Source organism: Hungatella sp., from assembly GCF_046966825.1.
On the sequence record NZ_JBKVCZ010000059.1, the window covers coordinates 1 to 17,378 of the forward strand.

At 46.4% G+C, this 17,378-nt stretch carries 12 protein-coding genes; 1 reads left to right on the forward strand and 11 read right to left on the reverse strand.

The window, feature by feature from the left end:
- A partial coding sequence (gene argS, locus ACLTD4_RS17940) for an arginine--tRNA ligase (RefSeq protein ID WP_412331456.1) occupies positions 1–785 on the reverse strand: 785 nt, incomplete at its 3' end.
- Positions 786–1,062: 277 nt separating this feature from the next.
- Here argS and ACLTD4_RS17945 point away from each other — a divergent pair.
- On the forward strand, positions 1,063–1,899 hold the full coding sequence (locus ACLTD4_RS17945; RefSeq protein ID WP_117621690.1) for a hypothetical protein: 837 nt from the start codon (positions 1,063–1,065) through the stop codon (positions 1,897–1,899).
- Positions 1,900–1,986: 87 nt separating this feature from the next.
- On the opposite strand, the gene ACLTD4_RS17950 is transcribed toward ACLTD4_RS17945, so the two are convergent.
- The 10 genes from ACLTD4_RS17950 to ACLTD4_RS17995 form a co-directional block, all read right to left on the reverse strand.
- Positions 1,987–2,250, reverse strand: coding sequence for a hypothetical protein (locus ACLTD4_RS17950; protein WP_117621689.1), 264 nt, complete (start codon positions 2,248–2,250; stop codon positions 1,987–1,989).
- A gap of 7 nt (positions 2,251–2,257) precedes the next feature.
- Entirely contained in the window at positions 2,258–2,461 is a 204-nt protein-coding gene (locus ACLTD4_RS17955; protein WP_243008207.1) for a hypothetical protein, read from the reverse strand.
- 240 nt (positions 2,462–2,701) lie between these two features.
- Positions 2,702–2,881, reverse strand: a complete 180-nt coding sequence (locus tag ACLTD4_RS17960; protein ID WP_243007841.1) for a hypothetical protein — start codon at positions 2,879–2,881, stop codon at positions 2,702–2,704.
- On the reverse strand, positions 2,878–3,369 hold the full coding sequence (locus tag ACLTD4_RS17965) for a transposase (RefSeq protein WP_243008208.1): 492 nt from the start codon (positions 3,367–3,369) through the stop codon (positions 2,878–2,880). The genes ACLTD4_RS17960 and ACLTD4_RS17965 overlap by 4 nt, the downstream gene beginning before the upstream one ends.
- A gap of 1,088 nt (positions 3,370–4,457) precedes the next feature.
- Positions 4,458–4,877, reverse strand: a complete 420-nt coding sequence (locus ACLTD4_RS17970; RefSeq protein ID WP_117621687.1) for a hypothetical protein — start codon at positions 4,875–4,877, stop codon at positions 4,458–4,460.
- Between the two features lie 509 nt (positions 4,878–5,386).
- Positions 5,387–6,628: an IS110 family transposase gene (locus ACLTD4_RS17975; protein ID WP_117621686.1), complete on the reverse strand. Its 1,242-nt coding sequence runs from the start codon at positions 6,626–6,628 to the stop codon at positions 5,387–5,389.
- A 398-nt stretch (positions 6,629–7,026) separates the two neighbouring features.
- Positions 7,027–7,293, reverse strand: a complete 267-nt coding sequence (locus ACLTD4_RS17980; protein WP_117621685.1) for a hypothetical protein — start codon at positions 7,291–7,293, stop codon at positions 7,027–7,029.
- A gap of 258 nt (positions 7,294–7,551) precedes the next feature.
- A complete protein-coding gene (locus ACLTD4_RS17985) occupies positions 7,552–7,908 on the reverse strand; it encodes a hypothetical protein (protein WP_117621684.1) in 357 nt (118 codons plus the stop codon).
- Between the two features lie 13 nt (positions 7,909–7,921).
- A complete protein-coding gene (locus ACLTD4_RS17990; RefSeq protein WP_412331457.1) occupies positions 7,922–10,549 on the reverse strand; it encodes an RHS repeat domain-containing protein in 2,628 nt (875 codons plus the stop codon).
- Positions 10,550–10,581: 32 nt separating this feature from the next.
- The gene (locus tag ACLTD4_RS17995) at positions 10,582–17,361 is read right to left on the reverse strand and encodes a DNRLRE domain-containing protein (protein WP_412331458.1); all 6,780 of its coding nucleotides are present in this window, start codon (positions 17,359–17,361) and stop codon (positions 10,582–10,584) included.
- Positions 17,362–17,378 lie beyond the last annotated feature (17 nt).

A 17,378-nucleotide genomic window follows, 5' to 3' on the forward strand; every position in this document is an offset into this window, starting at 1 on the left:
ACATTTAAGTTACCGTAATTCTTCTTTAAATCCGTTACGGAAACATCGATAATATGATTCCAGATCGCACGGTAAGGTGCGTATCCGTTCTGCAGCTTCAGTGTCGCCTCGTGGGCTCGCGCGCTGAATTCCTCGTCTGTCTTAGACTTTGCGCTGGCCGCCGGGTAGATCTCTTCCAGCTCACCGATGGTAAACGGCGCCTCCTTCGGATACTCTCCGGTATAGGACTCGTCAAAATAGGCAAGCTCCGGCTTTCTGTCGCGGAGTTCCTCAATGATCAGGCCCATCTGAAGTCCCCAGTCTCCCAGATGAACGTCGCCGATCACCTTATGTCCCAGGAAACGTCCCATCCGCTTAATGCTCTCGCCGATCACAGCAGAACGGAGATGGCCCACGTGCAGCGGCTTTGCCACATTGGCTCCGCCGTAATCCACAATGATCGTGAGAGGCGTTTTTGCCTTTTCACAGCCGCAGTGGTCTCCCTCTCTCATGTTATTCATGTAGGTTGCCAGAAATCCGGCTTCCAGTTTTATATTAATGAAACCCGGCATCACGGCGTTTACTTCTGAAAACATATCGCCGCCAGCCAGCTTCTCCACAACTTCGTTCGCAATGTCGATCGGTTTCTTCTTATATGCCTTCGCGGCTGCCATGGCACCATTACACTGGTACTCACAGAGGTCCGGCCGGTTGGACAGTGTAACCTTCGCAAAGCTCTCATCGTAACCACAGGCTGCGAATGCCTCTTTTACCTCTGATGTGATTAAATCAAGAATCTTTTTCATCGGTTCCTGTTCTCCTTTTTGAATATTCTTCCTGTTTCTCTTTTTCCTATGCATTCCCATTTCACTAATTTCAAAATACTTCCAGGCTAAAAGTTAATTATATTACAACCAGGTTGAAAAATCAACATTTTTTCCAGATCTCCTGAAATCCAAAAACACACCTGGCTGCAGTTCACAGCAGAAAACGAATACAGAAAGTTTTTTTTGAAAAAGCTAAACATTTTCACCGCCTGTACGATAAGGATAGTAGCGGACATCAAAGATCGGAGGAAATGGAATGAGAGTAAATCTGAATTTCAACCTGCATAAGAATACGCTTATCAATACCGCACGGGTAAATGCATCATTCGCCAAATACCAGTCAGGGCAGGATAAGAAGAGCGGGGGCATACTGGGAAACCGTCCGAAAAACGACCGTTTCACCCTCTCCCCTCAGGGTAAATTAATAAACATGATTGAGAATCTGACCAAGCAGAAACAGGCGCTTGTGGATCAAAGAAACAGTCTGGTGGAAACGACCTTAGGCGACGGCGGAAAGATGGAGGACATCAAGGATCAGCTCAAATCGTACAAGAAGCAGATCGAAGCCATTGATAAACAGATTTCTAACGCCTACACCCAGCAGGCCAAACAGTGCATAGAGCCGGAAGACAAAAAGAGTTCTGACAAAACAGACAAGAGTAAAACCGACGATCAGCTGACGACCGAACACCTTACGACTCTGGCCGCTGTCTCCCAGGATCTCCGCCATGCGGAAAAGATTTCCGCAGTTCAGAGCCACATAGAGGGTGAAGCCAGAATCAAAGAATCGGAAATTGATCTTGGAGCGGCTCACGTCGACGCCTTAGTGAGCAAGGGACTCGGCGGCGACACGGTAGGCGCCCTCATAGAAAATGAGATGGACTCCATTGGACGTTCCGAGCAGGAAGCCGGACAGCTGCATGACAAAGCATCGGAGCTGGCGCTTCGTCAGGGAGAACAGCTCCGGAAATCCCGGGAGGAATTAGAGCAGACGGATGACGCCCAAACGAAAGGGGCAACGGCACTGGAAGGCACGGAAGGGCCGATGGTTGATCAGGGAAAAGATGGGAATGACGAAAGGGATGGGGAGTAGAGCCTCAGCCTGCATTTGTATGTGGCACTATGACAGAAACGGCCGATAAGAGGACATCGCCCGGCAAAGCCGGGCGAATCTTTACTATCAATACAAAAAACAAGATAGATATTTATCCTTATTTTTTATATTTACATTTAAACTCTCTAACCAATCAAATGACTCATTCAACTGTTTTCCCACAAGTTCTTTTCTCTCTTTATTAATATAATCTGTATCAAATTCCCTATCTACAATATCTTTAATAAATTTAAAGCATTGCACCTCTTCATCATCAAAAAACATTCTATCAAAGATGCCGATTAAATCCTCTAATTCTTGATACTGCTGTTCATCCATTACTATTTTCATACTTACCTCACTTGAGCTGTATAATTTTATTTATTACATGCCCTGGATTAGCTGATGTAGAATGTTCTGCTCTTTGAGCAATTATCTGTAATTCCTTAAATCCTTGATTTTTTGCTTGCTCCTTTACAGTATTTAACCAAGTTTTAAATTCACTAGCACCGATTTGATTTGGAATATCTCCTTCATTCGAATAAATTGGTAAATTCTTCAAAATTAATCGGTCTCCCTCCACTTCCACCTCTGCCAATGCATCTATTCTATGTCCATCAACATCTATAGAATCCTCATACAAATCACCAGTTTTGAATTTAGCTTTAGAATCCCCCTTGGCACTGACGCTGAGCCCTCATAACTTTTACGCCTTTTTCTCTGTTCTTTTGGAAAAGACGGCAAACCAATCTCTATGTATCTGTTTTTTATCCTAACACAAAGTGTTCGTAACCGACAACCATTATTGCTCTGGTTCCCGGTATTCTGTATGGTTTTTCAGCATTCCATACACGATATTCACTAATCTGCGGGCGATACAGATCAACGCCTGCTGTATATTCTTCCCTTCTGCCACTCTCTTTAAGTAATACTCCCGGAATACCTTATTCCTCGGCGTTCCATTCGTGGAAATCTGAATCATCTGGATTGCCAGAAAGTAAAAAATCGCCGGTTTCCCTGTTTTGGACACATATCTTTCCCTTTTCCAGCAGATGAAAAGTTGATTGGGCATATCCCGGCGAATTTCGCCAGTTTATTGACATTGGGAAAGCTGTTGATATCTCCTATCTCTGACAGCATATTCGCAGCAGTTGTCATGTCAACACCCGGCATAGTCATTAAGGTACAGTTAAATGAAGACAGCATAGTTTCTATCGCTGTTTCCACAATCTTAAGCTGTTCCCCGTAATGCTCCAAATCACCAGTAATACTTTGTGTTACGGCATCCCGGCTCTCCTGGTGTTCCCTGGTGGTCTGACCGTCAGTACGCACCAGTTCCAATATCTTTTTTACCAACTGGCCTAGTGTCCAGTAAACATCAGCCAGTATGGCATCCGGCAGTTTATCCAGCATATTGATTAATACGAGCGCAACAGCTTCCGCATCATAGCTGTCGTTTTTTTGATACATTGGAACGCTTTTTCTCTTGGCATAGAACAACGCTGTATTCACGTTTTTCACCATACAGCCTTTTTCAATCAGCCACACTGCAAGCGCATGGCCATCGCCGTAGGCATTCTCTAATCCGTATGCCGCTGTCTTTTCTTCTGTTAAAAGCGACTTACTTTCCTTGTCAGCTTATGGAACTCTGACGGTTTGTTTTCAAAGGTGATTTCACCCAGCTTTTGGTTCCAACAATCAAGCATAACCGCCGTGTGTGTTTCCTTATGCAGGTCAATCCCCACATAGATGATGTTTTCTTTTCTCGTCTGAATCCATCCTTTTTCTCCTGTCGGAGTTGTCGTATGTTAACTCTGAAAAGGAACATCCACAAGTCATTTGGGAGCAGTTCTGAATGTATGTGAAATGTGATACAAAAATGGCGGGCTGATTTGTGACATAGTCGTATCGCAAGAAAAGAAAAGGAACCAGCAGTCAATATCATCTGACTACTGGTTCATCACTATTTTTTTCTGGCAGATACAATCGGCATCTTTTCCCCTTAATCCTCCCTGATGTGCGCCATTTTACCATGGAACCAACCCGCAGATCAATTTCCTTTTCCTTGTGTTTTTCTTAATGGTTCCTTACTGGCAACACGTATCTCAAGGGTTGAAAAATAATCTGTTGGTGGCTTGGCAGCACCCAGCTTTTTTCATTTCCAGAATTTTGCCACCCAAAATGCTTCAGTAGCCCACATAAAAGGCTTTTTCTGGGTGGCAAAGCTATAAAATCACTATACTAGGCAGTCAACTTTTTTTGAGTCCCGATCCAGCGGTTTTCTTTTATCCGGTTTCCATTGGTCCGCTCCCATCATCCTCTTGCCCCTGTGACGTGCCGTGACCGCCCGTGTTGCCGATTTGGAAGCGGGATCGGAAAGATGTACCAAAAAGCAGGTGAATCGGCCCGTTGCCCCAATTTGAAATAGGGCTATTTTCCTGGAATTCAAGGAAAAATCTCCGGGTCGCAATGTGTGCGGGTTAAAGGTCGGGTGGCATTGCGCCACCTCAACCGTGGTACATCGCCCGGCAAAGCCGGGCGAACACAAGCCTCAAAAATCACTCGATAATTCTCCATTTAACTCGCTCTGCTTCAATTAGAATAAAATCATTGTACTTTAAATGTGCTTCATTATACGGATCAAACCCTTCCCATTCCGTCCAATAAAAGTACTCATTATTTTTTTCAATCTTTGCAAAGTTTATTTCTGTTCTCTGAGAACTCTGACCTCCTATTGGTGCTAAAAAATTAAAGCGTGTTGTATATTGAAAAAGGATTTCAATGGAAAAAGGATTATCATCCAATCGTTGAAACAGCAAATATAAATTATTATCATTATATTCATGACTAACACGATTCTTATCCACAAAATTTCCACTTTCAAACCTATATCCCACTAACGTAGAATCTCGAAAATTATTATATAATTGTTGAAGCTTTTCAATATCATCTGTAGTTTTAACTTCATTCCATGCCATTTATATCCTCTCCTTTAATTAATACCAAAATAATCCAATATCCACTGCTCTGTGCTACTAACTGCGCCGCTACTATTTTTCAACTTATAGCTTGACCAACTACCTTTTGTTGGATCATTAGGATTTGTATTGTATTGCTCAATTTTGATTCTCTCAGATGAGATATCCATCACTCGAATTCCATTTTCATCATAGATAATAACGTGGCCATCCTTTGTAGTATAATAACTGTTTGGTGCTGCTTTAGTCGGAATCTTTCCCCCTGAACGTCCACCTGTTGATAAAGAGCCGTTATCAGTTAATGAATCAAAATAATCCTCACTTAATTGTCCTTGATTTTTTAAATTGTGTGGATTAACTTCTGGAGTATCAGAATCCCCCTTGGCACTGACGCTGAGTCCTCATAACTTTTGCGCCTTTTTCTCTGTTCTTTTGGGAAAGGCGGGAAACCAATTACTGTTTTTTATGCTTCTATCATCTTAGCACAAATTGTTCGTAACCGACAACCATTATTGCTCCGGCTCCCGGTATTTTGTGTGATTCTTTAACATTCCGTACACGATATTCACCAAACGCCTGGCAATACAAATTAACGCCTGCTGTTTATTCTTTCCTTCTGCTACTCTCCGCAAATAATACTCCCGAAACACCTTATTCCTCGGCGTTCCATTCGTAGAAACTTGAATCATCTGGATTGCCAGAAAGTAAAAAATTGCCTGTAGTCGCCTGTTTCCCTGCTTGGGGCACATATCCTTGCCTTTTCCTGCAGACGAAAAGTTGATTGGGCATATTCCTGCGAACTTTGCCAGCTTATTGGCGTTAGGAAAACGGTTGATATCTCCTATCTCCGCAAGCATATTTGCCGCTGTTGTCACATCCACTCCCGGCATAGTCATCAAGGTACAGTTAAATGACGGCAGCATAGTTTCTATCGCTGTCTCCACAATCTCAAGCTGTTCCCGGTAATGATCCAAGTCTCCTGCGATACTTCGCGTAATGGCATCCCGACCCTCCTGATGCTCCCTTGTGGTCTGACCGTCCATACGTACCAGTTCTAATATTTTCTCTGCTCGTTTGATGGAGCAGTTATTGTGGCTGACCGGGCGCAGTTCTGCCGCCAGTTCTTCTGCGGTCTTCCCTTTGAGGTGTTCCGGTGACGGATATCTAAGCCAGAAATAAAGTGCTGTCCTTCGGCTGATATCACCAAAGAATTGTTTGTAGCTCGGGTACGCCACGCAAAGCTGTTCATGCAGTTGGTTCTTTAATCTCTGCTGATGGGAGCAGATGTTGTTCCGACGATTCACTAACTGGCTTAAAGTCCAGTAGGCATCATCCGGAACGGCATCGGGCAGTTTGTCCAGCATATTGATTAATACAAGAGCCACTGCTTCCGCATCATAACTGTCGCTTTTCTGATACATCGGAACACTTTTTCTCTGGGCATATGATAACGCCGTGTTTACGTCTTTCACAGCGTGGCTTTTCTCTAAAAGCCAAACCGCCAGCGCACGGCCATAGCCGTAGGCATTCTCTAATCCGTATACCGCTGTCTTCTCTTCCGTCACAAACCGACTGACTTTTCTCGTCAGCTTATGGAATTCTGATGGTTTGTTCTCAAAGGTGATTTCACCTAGTTTCTGATTCCAGCAGTCAAGCATAACCGCCGTGTGTGTTTCCTTATGTAGGTCAATCCCCACATAGATGATGTTTTCTTTTCTCGTTTGAATCCTTCCTTTTTGTCCTGTCTCCATCCGTAATCAAAAAATCACCGGCAACCTCAGCTGATAAGCGTTATGTGCCGAATTACGCCCTACGGCAACGGCCATCGCAAGGGGGATTAAGCCTGTCTGCTTCCCTAACCTCGGATTTCACAGGTTATTCTCCTGTCGGAGTCGTCGTATGTTAACTCTGAAAAGGAGCATCCGCAAGTCATTTGGGAGCAGTTCTGAATGTTTGTGAAATGTGATGCAGAAATGGCAGGCTGATTTGTGACATAGTAGTATCTCCAGAAAAAAAAAGGAACCAGCAGTCAATATCTTATGACCGCTGGTTCATTACTATGTTTTTCTGGTAGTTTCAATCATCAGCCACTTATTTCCCCCTTATACCCCCTGGTGTGCGCCATTTTACCATGGAACCAGCCCACAGGTCAATTTCCTTTTCCTTGCTTTTTTCTTACCGGTTCCTTACTTTCGGTATTCATTTCAAAGGTCGAAAAATAATCTGCTGGGTGGCTTGGCGGCACCCAAGTTTTCTCATTTCCAGAATTTTGCCACCCAAAATGCTTCGATAGCCCACATAAAAGGCTATTTCTGGGTGGCAAAGCTACAAAATAACTATACCCGACAGTCAACTTTTTTGAATTCCGATCCAGTAGTTTTCTTTTATCCGGTTTCCGTTGGTCCGCTCCCATCATCCTCTTGCCCCTGTGACGCGCCGTGACCGCCCGTGTTGCCGATTTGGAAGCGTGATCGGAAAAATGTACCATAAAGCAGATGAATCGGCTCGTTGCCCCGATTTGAAACAGAGCCATTTTACCGGAATTCAAGGAAAAATCGCAGGGTCGAAAAGTGTGCAGGTTAAAGAGGTTATGCTGAAAAACGCATAACCTCTTGGGACATTGCCCGGCAGAGCCGAGCAAAAATGTTTAATCTTCATTATTTTTTTTAATTTGTCAGCCTTCCGCTATCCATACGTTCTCATTTTCTTGTATAGCTAAGCAAAGCATATTACAAATATCCGCCAATACTTTCTTTGATTCCTCAAATCGACAATTAGTTATATCTAATTGTCGGAACTGTTGAAGAAATTCATCTATATTCGGAATTTTCCAAGCTTTTCCATCACACCAGCCTAAATATAAATGATAATAGTATGCAATTCCAATCCACCCCTCTTCGGCGGGCTTAAATTGTTCCATAATATCGTTAAAAAAACCATCCCAAATAACCATTTTTTCCTTTGATGTAAAAATTTGTATTTCCTTTTCGCCTTCATAACCACGATAGAATTGGTTATTAACTTGACCCATAAACATCACCTCCTTATGGCGCGTCGATATGTCCAGCATTTAATATAGCATCTTGAAATGGTGTCGTTATCCCCTTATTGTACGCATCAACAGCAGCATCCCATTGCCACCTCGGTGTCCAGTCATTATTAACTCCAGGTGTATACATATTCTGAACTCTTTGCTGACCTGTTGGTGTTCCTGGTGTAGTTCTCTCAATCACCCAGGAATTAGGACTCCCTTCTGGGGCATTTGGTGTTCGTGTATGCCATCTGGCTTCATATTTATATGTATTATCTGACCACTTATAGCTTATTTGATCATATCCACCAGCCTTATGCTGTATTTTTACAGTAGCATCTTCAGGGATTTCTATAGGGGATGTTTTTGCTAATTCATCTGTTTTTCCTTCCCAATCCGCAGCAGTTGTAGTTTTAGAATCCCCCTTTGTCAGCGCTTCAACAAACTTCCCCGCATCATGCCCTATTCCGGTTATATCTGCAAATACTATCAACACTCCAGCTACTGCTGCTCCAAATTCATTAACAAGCGTTTCCGCTATTTCGGCAGACATTCCAATTTGGCTGGCATATTCTCCTACTCCTACCAATGCTGGAACCATTCCGCCACCGGATCCTCCGCCTAATATGCCTGCTAATTTTGTCAGTGCCGGGCCTATTTTTGTAAGAAGTTTAGGAATCGCCTTTACTGCAAAGTATGTCTGCAGTGCATCACTAACTAACTGACCAAGATAAAAATATGTTGTATCAGTAACACCGTTTTCTAATACCCAGTCCTCCATTAACTTCTGGTAATAATCACTGTCACTGGAATCCCATTGACTGCCAAGTTCTTTCATTGAGAATATTATATTCAGCGCGTTTTCAACCAGCGCAAATCCTGCTCCCAGCAGAATATTATACGCGACTGTAACCAGTTCACAATCAAGGGTCTCGCAGCTCTCTTTTGCCCATTCCAACATCCCCTTCAGCGCACCAGTAGCTTTTTCATAAATATAGCTACTCGCTTTATCCCTAAACTCGGTAGCTTTGTTTTGAACAAATGAAACGAAGTCACCTAATGATGAAATTTTATGTCCACTCGGATCAACATAATTCAGTGGACTGTTCTTCGTATAAGCATACCGGTTCAGTGTCAGCGGGTCTGTGATATCCCCAAGATACGTATCCTCCTGGAAGAATCTTCCCTTATCTGCATTATAATACCTCGCCCGCAAATACTCAAGTCCGGTATTCGGATTATAGCTCTCTGCATTATACCCATAGAAGTCTGTATGCTCTGTACTTCCCAGCGTCACCTTCCCATATGGATCATACTGGTACACACTCGTCACCATTCCATTATACCACGTATTCGCCGTCACGCTTCCCCGGCCGTCATATAAGTAATAGCTCGTCTCATTATGGTCCACTCCGCGCGCTTCATTCCAGATATTATTCCGGGACAGCCGCTGCCTTCCTTTATAGCTGTAGCTCTCCGTCGCCCCGCTGTTCACCGTATAAGCGGTCAGCACCTCCGTATACTGCCGGTTCGTGTCATTCACATATTCCGTCAGGTCATAGGCTCTTCCCGTTGCAGAACAGATATAGCTGAACAAATCGCCTTCCGCCGTCAAGCTTCCATCTTCATTCTCATGATTCTCCGGCATGAAGATTTCTCCGCTCACATTCTTTCCGTAACCGCATTCCGCTTCCGGATTGTAATTCAGCTGGAACGCCCGGTTCCCGTCTCCGTCATAGGCGGCTGCCATCAGAAGCTTCTGTCCATCCTTTACCGCTTTTAACCGGTTCTCCGTATCGTACTGGTACGTCGTCTCCGCATAATTCATCAGGCATTCCTGGGTCAGATTTCCATTGGCATCGTATTTGTACGTGTAGCGTTTCGTCAGATTCCCTTCGCAGACCACCGCGCTTACCATCTGGTTATCCGCATTGTAGGTATACGTCGTCTTATCCGGGTTTGCATACGTAAATGCTTTCTGCTTCTTTGCCATTGTCCGGTTTCCGACGCTGTCATACTCATACGTATAGGTAGTCTTGTCGAACATTCCCTTATCTTCTTTGCACTCGATGAGCTGGCCGTTATCATCGTACCTGAATGTCCGCTTTGTCGTCTGCCACTCCGGATTCTGGTTCTGCCACGGGTTATCAGAAACATGGACGCACTCTCCATCCGGGCCGCCCTTGTGGCCGAAATCCTTATTCGAAGCAAACAGGCACTCTTTGGCCGTCTCATTGGTAATCAGGCCAGCGCCATTATACATGTACTGATAATCGGAAATCAGGAAGCCGCAGGAACATAAATTCTCTGCTTCCACGATCTGGTCTCTCGCATTGTACGTGTAAGTGCTGGTGCTTCCATCCGCCCTCTTCACCCTCGTAAGCCGGTTTAAGGGATCGTAGCTGTAAAATGTCTCCCGGCCGTCACGATCCACGATTTTTGTGATATTATCATTCTTGTCGTAGGTATAGACTACCGCGTACCCATCCGGATACAGGATCTTCTGCAGGTTGTCCGCTTCATCATAGAAATATTCCACGGTCTTCCCGGAGCCATTCGCGGCGGTCTTCAGTCTGCCGAGCGCATCGTACGTATAGCTGCTTTCTCCGGTAATGTCCTCCATGGAGATTCTCTGGCCCATCACATTAAGCCCATCTGGACGGGTGATCGGCTTCAGCGCCGTTCTGGTCTTTGTCGTCTTTCCACAAGCCCGTTCAGGACATCGTAATCGTAGCGGATCGTGTCGCCCTTCGCTGTCATCCGCTCTGTCATCCGGCCGCCGGCATCATAAGCGAACTGCTCTTTCCTGCCCATCGGGCTGGTTAAAGAGGTCATGTTGCCTTCCAGGTCATACGCATACTTCGTTACATTCTTCTCAGCATTAGTCATTGCTGTGATATTTCCCATCACGTCGTACGCATACAGAGTGTCATTTCCCATCGGGTCGGTAACCATTGTCAGACGATCCAGAATATCGTACTGGAAATGGGTGATCAGGCCATCCGTCGCCCTCGCGGCCGTCACATTACCATGGTTATCATACGTAAACTCCTGGCTCAGTCCCATCTTATCGGTCAGGGCTGTAATTCTGCTTCCCGCATCATAGGTAACAGACTGAGTCTGGTTCAGCGGGTCAGCTGCCGTAATCTGCCGGTTGTCCTTATCGTAAGTATTCCTGTAAATATAGCCCTTCGGGTCTGTCAGCGCCGTTATATTGTAGTTGTTATCATACGCGTAGCTGGTGGTGCGTTCTCCCGGCCTCGCTACAGAAGTTACATTTCCTACCATGTCATAGGTAAACTTCGTCGCCTTTCCTTCCGGATCCACGCTTTCCTTCATCTGGTCAATCAGGTCATAGACGTAGGTGTTCTTATGGCCCATGGCATTCGTCACCGCATTTAAATTACCGCGGATGTCATACTCGTAGGTCTCCACTCCGCCCTTTGCGTTGACTGCCTTCGTCATCCGGTGCATAATATCGTATTCAAAGGCCGTGGTACGGCCAAGGCTGTCTGTATCCTTTGTGATATTGTCACCATTATCATACGTAAAGCGGCGATTTAGTCCCAGTGGTGTTGTAATTCCAGTCAGGCGGTGGACAGCGTCATATGTATATGCATACTCTCCGCCATTTTTCTGTGTCATCTTCGTTACCATGCGGTTTAAGTCCACCTCATAGGCGGTTACATTCCCCATGGCGTCGGTGATACTCGTTAATTCGTCGTGCTTATCGTAGGTATAGCTGGTCTCCGCCCCCTTCGGCGATATTTCCTTTACCAGATTGCCCATCACATCGTACTGATATTCCGTAATCAGTCCATTGGCATCCTTTGCCTTTGTCATGCGGCTTAACGCATCGTAACGGTACTCCTGCTTACTTCCCTCCGGTGTTGTAATGGAAAGGAGGCGGGACAGTTCATCGTACTCATAACCGGTACTATTGCCATTTCCATCCTGCAGTGCAGTCATGCGGTTCAGGACATCATACGAATATGCGTTTTTTACTCCGTTTCCATCTGTAGCCTCCGTCAGATTACCGTTTGCATCGTAGGCAAATGCAGTCGCTGCTCCCAGCGGGTCAACCTTTCCGGTAATCCGGTTGATGGCGTCGTATGCGTAGGTATAGACAGCTTCGCCCGGCTCTGTGATCCCGATCACGTTTCCTACCTTGTCGTATTCGTAGGATGTGGCCGTTCCATCGGCCTCAGTGACACGGATCAGGCGGTCGAGGGCGTCATATTCATACGCTGTCGCCGCCCCGTCGGTTCCAGTCGCGCGGATCAGGCGGTTAAACTTGTCATATTCATAGACCGCAGTTCTTCCGATCGTATCCGTCTGTTTGATCAGATTTCCGGCAAGATCATATTCGTAGACCATGGTATTTCCGGTATTATCAGAAGCTTTTACTATCCGCCCCATGGAATCGTATTCATAGGTGGTCTCCACCCCTGCCTCGTCGGTGCTGGCACTCATCTGGCCCTTTGCATCATATTCCATGGAAACCTTGTCTCCATCCGGCATGGTCATGCTGATCAGATTGCCTTCCGCGTCATACTCATAGGCATATGCCCCGCTCATGGCGTCAGTCACCTTAACGGTACGGCTTAACGCGTCGTACTCCATGGAGGTCTCACCCTTTAATGCATCGGTCATCTTTAAGACGTTGCCGAGAGAATCGTAATCCATGGCGGTCACGCTTCCGGCCGCGTCGGTGACGGCCCGCATCTGGCCAAGAACGTCATAATGGTATGTACTGCTGTTTCCCAACGCGTCTGTTGTCTTTAATGTTCTTCCGTTTAAATCGTAATCGCTGCCGGTGGTCTGCCCCAGAGCGTCGGTGATCTCCTTCAGTCTTCCGGCCGCGTCATAAGCGTATTCGGTATTGTGGCCGTTGCCATCGGTTGTCCCGGTCTGGTTTCCGGCCGCATCATACGTATATTCCGTAACACCGCCCAGCGGATCCACACTTCTCACCAGACGATTGCTGCGGTCATACTCAAATGTATAGACGCGGGTTTCATCATCAGTGATCCGAATGATATTGCCGTTTCCATCATAGGACATCGCCGTTACAAGGCCATTCTGCGCGGTTGTGCTGACGATATGGCCGGCACGGTCATACGTGTAGGAAACTTCACTTCCGTCCGGATAGATGGTCTTCTTCACATTTCCATTCCGGTCATACCGGTAATACACGGTATTTCCCAGGGCGTCTTCCATCGTAACGGGAACGCCAAGGAGCTTGTGATATCCTGCTTTTACCGTATTTCCTAGACGGTCTGTTGCTGCAGTTGTATGTCCTTTGCCGTCTAATGTGTAGGTCATATCATTTCCGAGGGCATCGGTTACTTTTATCAGGCGGTCGCGGCTGTCATAAGCGTAGGAAGTGACATTGCCTTTGGCATCGGTTTCTCTCACTTTGTTATAGTTTTCATCGTACTCATAGGTCAGGGTATTTCCCATGGCATCCGTACCGGACAGAATGTTGTACATCCGGTCATAGGTGAAATCTGTTTTCACACCCATGGCGTCCGTAATCGACAGAACACAGCCGGCAGGATCGAACTCGTAGCTGATCGTTCCACCATCTTTCGCAGTCTCTGAGACACGCCGGCCTTTCCGATCATAGACAAATACCTCGGAGCTGCCCAGCGGGTCGCCGGCTGTCAGCTGACGGTTCATCTCATCATAGGTGAAGGTATACGTATTTCCCTCTCCGTCGGTATAGCTCACAGGGACGGCTCCGTCATACGTATACGTACTGGTTCCGCCATTTCCGTCTGTCATGGAGATCATGCGGTTTACTTCATCGTAGCTCCAGGAGACAGTGTTTCCTTCCGCATCTGTCATAGAGAGCAGATTTCCCTGTTCATCGTAGATAAATGAAGTAGTATTCCCTTCGTAATCCGTGGCAGTCAGCGGCTGATTCTGTTCGTTGTAGGTGTAGGAAGCCTGGCTGCCGTCTTCTCTGGTGATGGTCAGAACGTTTCCATTATCATCGTAGGCATAGGAGGTCGTAACTCCCAGTTCATCCGTTTCAGAAGCAAGATGGCCCGACGCATCATATTCTCTGGCTATCGAAGAACCATCCGGATACACGATCTTTGTGGTACGCTTCTGCTCATCGAACCAGTATACCGTTCTATTTCCCTTATTATCAGTGGTGATGGTGTGGTCGTCAAAATATTCCAGCGCTGCCGTATTTCCACTGGCATCCACCTGGGAGATTACACGGTTCTCATCATCATACGTGTTCTGAATAACCCTGTTTCCATTCTCATCATACCACGCAGTCATGCGGTTCTCATCGTCATACTCATAACGGCGGATTCCGCCTTCCGGATCAGTCACAGAAATCAACCGGCCATCTTCATCGTATTCGTAAGAAACTGCCTCCCCATCCGGCAGCGTAATGGAGGTAATCCGGTCGTGGTCATCCATCTCCACATCAAAGATTTTTCCTGACGCAGTCCTTACCTCTGTCAGTCTGTAATCATTATCATAGGTATAAGTCGTGGTATTTCCTTTTCTGTCCTTCTTATAGTGCAGGAAACCTGCATTATCAAACAGGAGGCTGGAGCCATCCAGATAGCTGAGTTCCCATCCGGCAACACTGGGCTTTGAGTTTTCGGAATTTTCAGAATCCTCCGGATTTTCCGGTTCTTCCGGTGTTCCAGGCTCTGTCTCATTTTCGTCATTTGCTGTTTCATCGTCTGCCAGGAGCATCGGTTTCTCTGCTGCGTAGGACGCCTCAGAGGCAGTCGCTACCGGCGGTTTTGGAATTTCCGGAAGAACTACGTCGAAGGAATCCAGAGGCTTTAATACGAGATCATACCCCTCCGGCCCTTTGTAAATATCGCCTTCCCTGGTAAATGGCAGCATCGCGCCATCGTTCTGGCGGTACAATATTCTTCCATCCGGAAGCATGGTTAAATGTTCGCCAAAGGAGCCGCTCCACCCCCGGCCAAATTCAGAACGGTTGTCCGGCAGTAAGGAGTTGTAGGCCCTCTGTACTTCGAAATCCCCGCCAAGCTCTGTAAGCAGCGCATCTGCCTGTGACATATAGAAGTTTCCGGTATTTAAGTTGACAGGCTCGAAACCAAAGGGACAGTATACGCCCGCCCCCTGCAGCAGCCCTGATAATACCAGTTCTTCCCATGGCGTCAGATTCTCAAAGTTGTACTCTCCCGCATCGGGATCAGGATTGCGGATAAAAAGATACGTATCCATCTCTGTCAACTGATTTAAGTAGATATGATTGTCCTTTGCAATCGTATTGGGATTTACTTTATAATGCCTCGCAATTCGCTGAACAAGATCATCCTGCTGAACATGATAGATCAGAAAGGTATCCGAGAGCTTCTCTCCGGATTTTTCTGTCTCTCCGGCAGGTTCTCCAGATTCATCCTTTATCTCCGCCTCAGCTTCTGCTTTAAACTGGTAGACTGTGTTTGTCTTAAGCGATTCTAAATCAATGCCGTCGCTTTGCCAGTTCGATTTCGGGATCACGGTAAAATCATGCTCCAGACCCGCCAGATCGAATTTGGGATACAGGACGGTATCCTCACCGGTGGCCTTGCTGCCAGTCACATTCTCACCGGTTGATGTGTCAATCAGTTCCCAGGTTACCTCAGCATCACCGGTAGTTTTTCCATGAGCCAGGACACCGGTGGCAGAGCCGCCCTCGATATCGGTTTTTCTGACAGATGGCGTCACGGTAATAGTCGTGTCTGCTACCGGAAAGTCTTCCGGATTGCCTCCAGGGTTATCCCCCTCCCATTCCACGGTGATCTTCGGACCCATGGCGTCTTTTCTGTTATACAGAATCTCACCGGGAACGCGCAGTTCCTGCGGCGTATCAGCCCCGGGTTCCTGGTCTGCCTTAATGACAAATCCGGCCTGTGGTGTCTTCCCTGTGATCCAGCTGTTCATGGTCTCTGTAATATCAAAGTCCATAGCCATGTTCTCGCCCGGCGCTGACTGTCTGATTCCGGTCTCTGTAAAGGGCGGAGCTCCATTCCAGTTGATTTTATGGGCATCCCAGCCCACGGTGGGCGTACCGACGGTAAATACATTTGCATTGCTGCTGTTGTTGGTCCTGGCTGTGACGGTAAATATCGCACTGCTGCAGACCGCGTTCGCATCCTGCAGCATAGAGGTAATGCTTTCGCAGTCATTTTCATTAAATGCAACGTATTGGCGGCAATTCTTTAAATTGCTGTCTACATAGCCAACATATGCATTTCCATCCCAGTTAAATATGGCATTCGGCTGGCCCTGTGATGCCATTGCAAAGATAAACTCATTTGACGGAACTGCGGTGGCCGGATCAATCCGTACCGGATACTGCCGCTCTTCTGCATCCAGCCATTTTTTATCTGCAGTGACGGATATCTCGTAGCTGCCATACGACCCACGTCCCAGCTTCATAGATAAATCGGTGCTCGTCTCGCCGGCGGCATCGATCATATAAGGCGCCTCTAAGAGAAATACAGGCGATTTCCTGCTTGTCCTGTAAAATATAATGTTCTTTCCGGACTGTGCGGCCTTTAACCCGGAGGTCTTTACCTCGTAGGAAAATGTATTCTGATCCGTAGGTTTCAGAAGAATAATATCTTCTTTTACCGTATCTCCGCGCAGGGTATATTGAATATCTATGCCGGGATAGACATTATTATAGCGAATCGCATTTCCTGCTGCAGCACTCTTTTTAAAAATGCCGCCAGAGGGAATCATCTCAATCGCATCAGAGCTGGAGGCCAGCGCCACCTTAATGCCCCTGGAGTAGGTCGGTTTTGACGGGATGGTCACATCAATCGCGCCGGAAGCATTTTTGTAGACAGACGGGATCTCTTCGCTTTCCTCCTCATAGAACAGAGCAGAATCCTCCTCCATACCGGAGGGGTCATCTCCTTCGAGTATATAGGCGGCAGACCGTTCCATCTGTATTTTTGTTTCGGAAGAAACCAGTGTGTTGTCTACACGCGATATCTTCCCATCTTCATCCTTGTAAAGGCCGGAGTATCCTCCCATCACGGTAACGTAGCTGCGCTCCCCTACCTCATAGGTACGGAAATTGTCGTTGAACTGAACGAGCCTGCCCTCCGGTTCCTCAATCTCAAGCGGCTCATAGAAATTCTCCGGTTCTCTTAAGTCCGCATTGGATGGAGTGGCTGGTTTTACTTCACTTATATCTTTGGAGTTATCAGCATCAGAATCATTCTGCGTTTTTGTCTCTTCCTTTGTTGCATCTGAATCACTGGCAAGCTCCAAATCCTCTATGGAAAGCTTTTCCGGACGTTCAAAATTGACATATCGCGGCTGGTTATTCAGATACTCGGCTGCGTAGGATACCATAGGCATCATGTCCGGTGCAACCATGGTAAAAATCAGCAGGAAGCTTAAAAAGCGCCGGCTGAACTGGCCATATAATCTTTTGTATTTTCGATTCATAACTTTTCCCCTTCATT

Bases quoted from the DNA above. Each gene is read 5' to 3' on its own strand.
- ACLTD4_RS17970 (WP_117621687.1), bottom strand. From the start codon at position 4,877: ATGGCATGGAATGAAGTTAAAACTACAGATGATATTGAAAAGCTTCAA.
- ACLTD4_RS17990 (WP_412331457.1), bottom strand. From the start codon at position 10,549: ATGGGCCAGAGAATCTCCATGGAGGACATTACCGGAGAAAGCAGCTAT.
- ACLTD4_RS17980 (WP_117621685.1), bottom strand. From the start codon at position 7,293: ATGATGGGAGCGGACCAACGGAAACCGGATAAAAGAAAACTACTGGAT.
- ACLTD4_RS17950 (WP_117621689.1), bottom strand. From the start codon at position 2,250: ATGAAAATAGTAATGGATGAACAGCAGTATCAAGAATTAGAGGATTTA.
- ACLTD4_RS17995 (WP_412331458.1), bottom strand. From the start codon at position 17,361: ATGAATCGAAAATACAAAAGATTATATGGCCAGTTCAGCCGGCGCTTT.
- ACLTD4_RS17960 (WP_243007841.1), bottom strand. From the start codon at position 2,881: ATGATTCAGATTTCCACGAATGGAACGCCGAGGAATAAGGTATTCCGG.
- ACLTD4_RS17985 (WP_117621684.1), bottom strand. From the start codon at position 7,908: ATGGGTCAAGTTAATAACCAATTCTATCGTGGTTATGAAGGCGAAAAG.
- ACLTD4_RS17965 (WP_243008208.1), bottom strand. From the start codon at position 3,369: ATGTATCAAAAAAACGACAGCTATGATGCGGAAGCTGTTGCGCTCGTA.
- ACLTD4_RS17975 (WP_117621686.1), bottom strand. From the start codon at position 6,628: ATGGAGACAGGACAAAAAGGAAGGATTCAAACGAGAAAAGAAAACATC.
- ACLTD4_RS17945 (WP_117621690.1), top strand. From the start codon at position 1,063: ATGAGAGTAAATCTGAATTTCAACCTGCATAAGAATACGCTTATCAAT.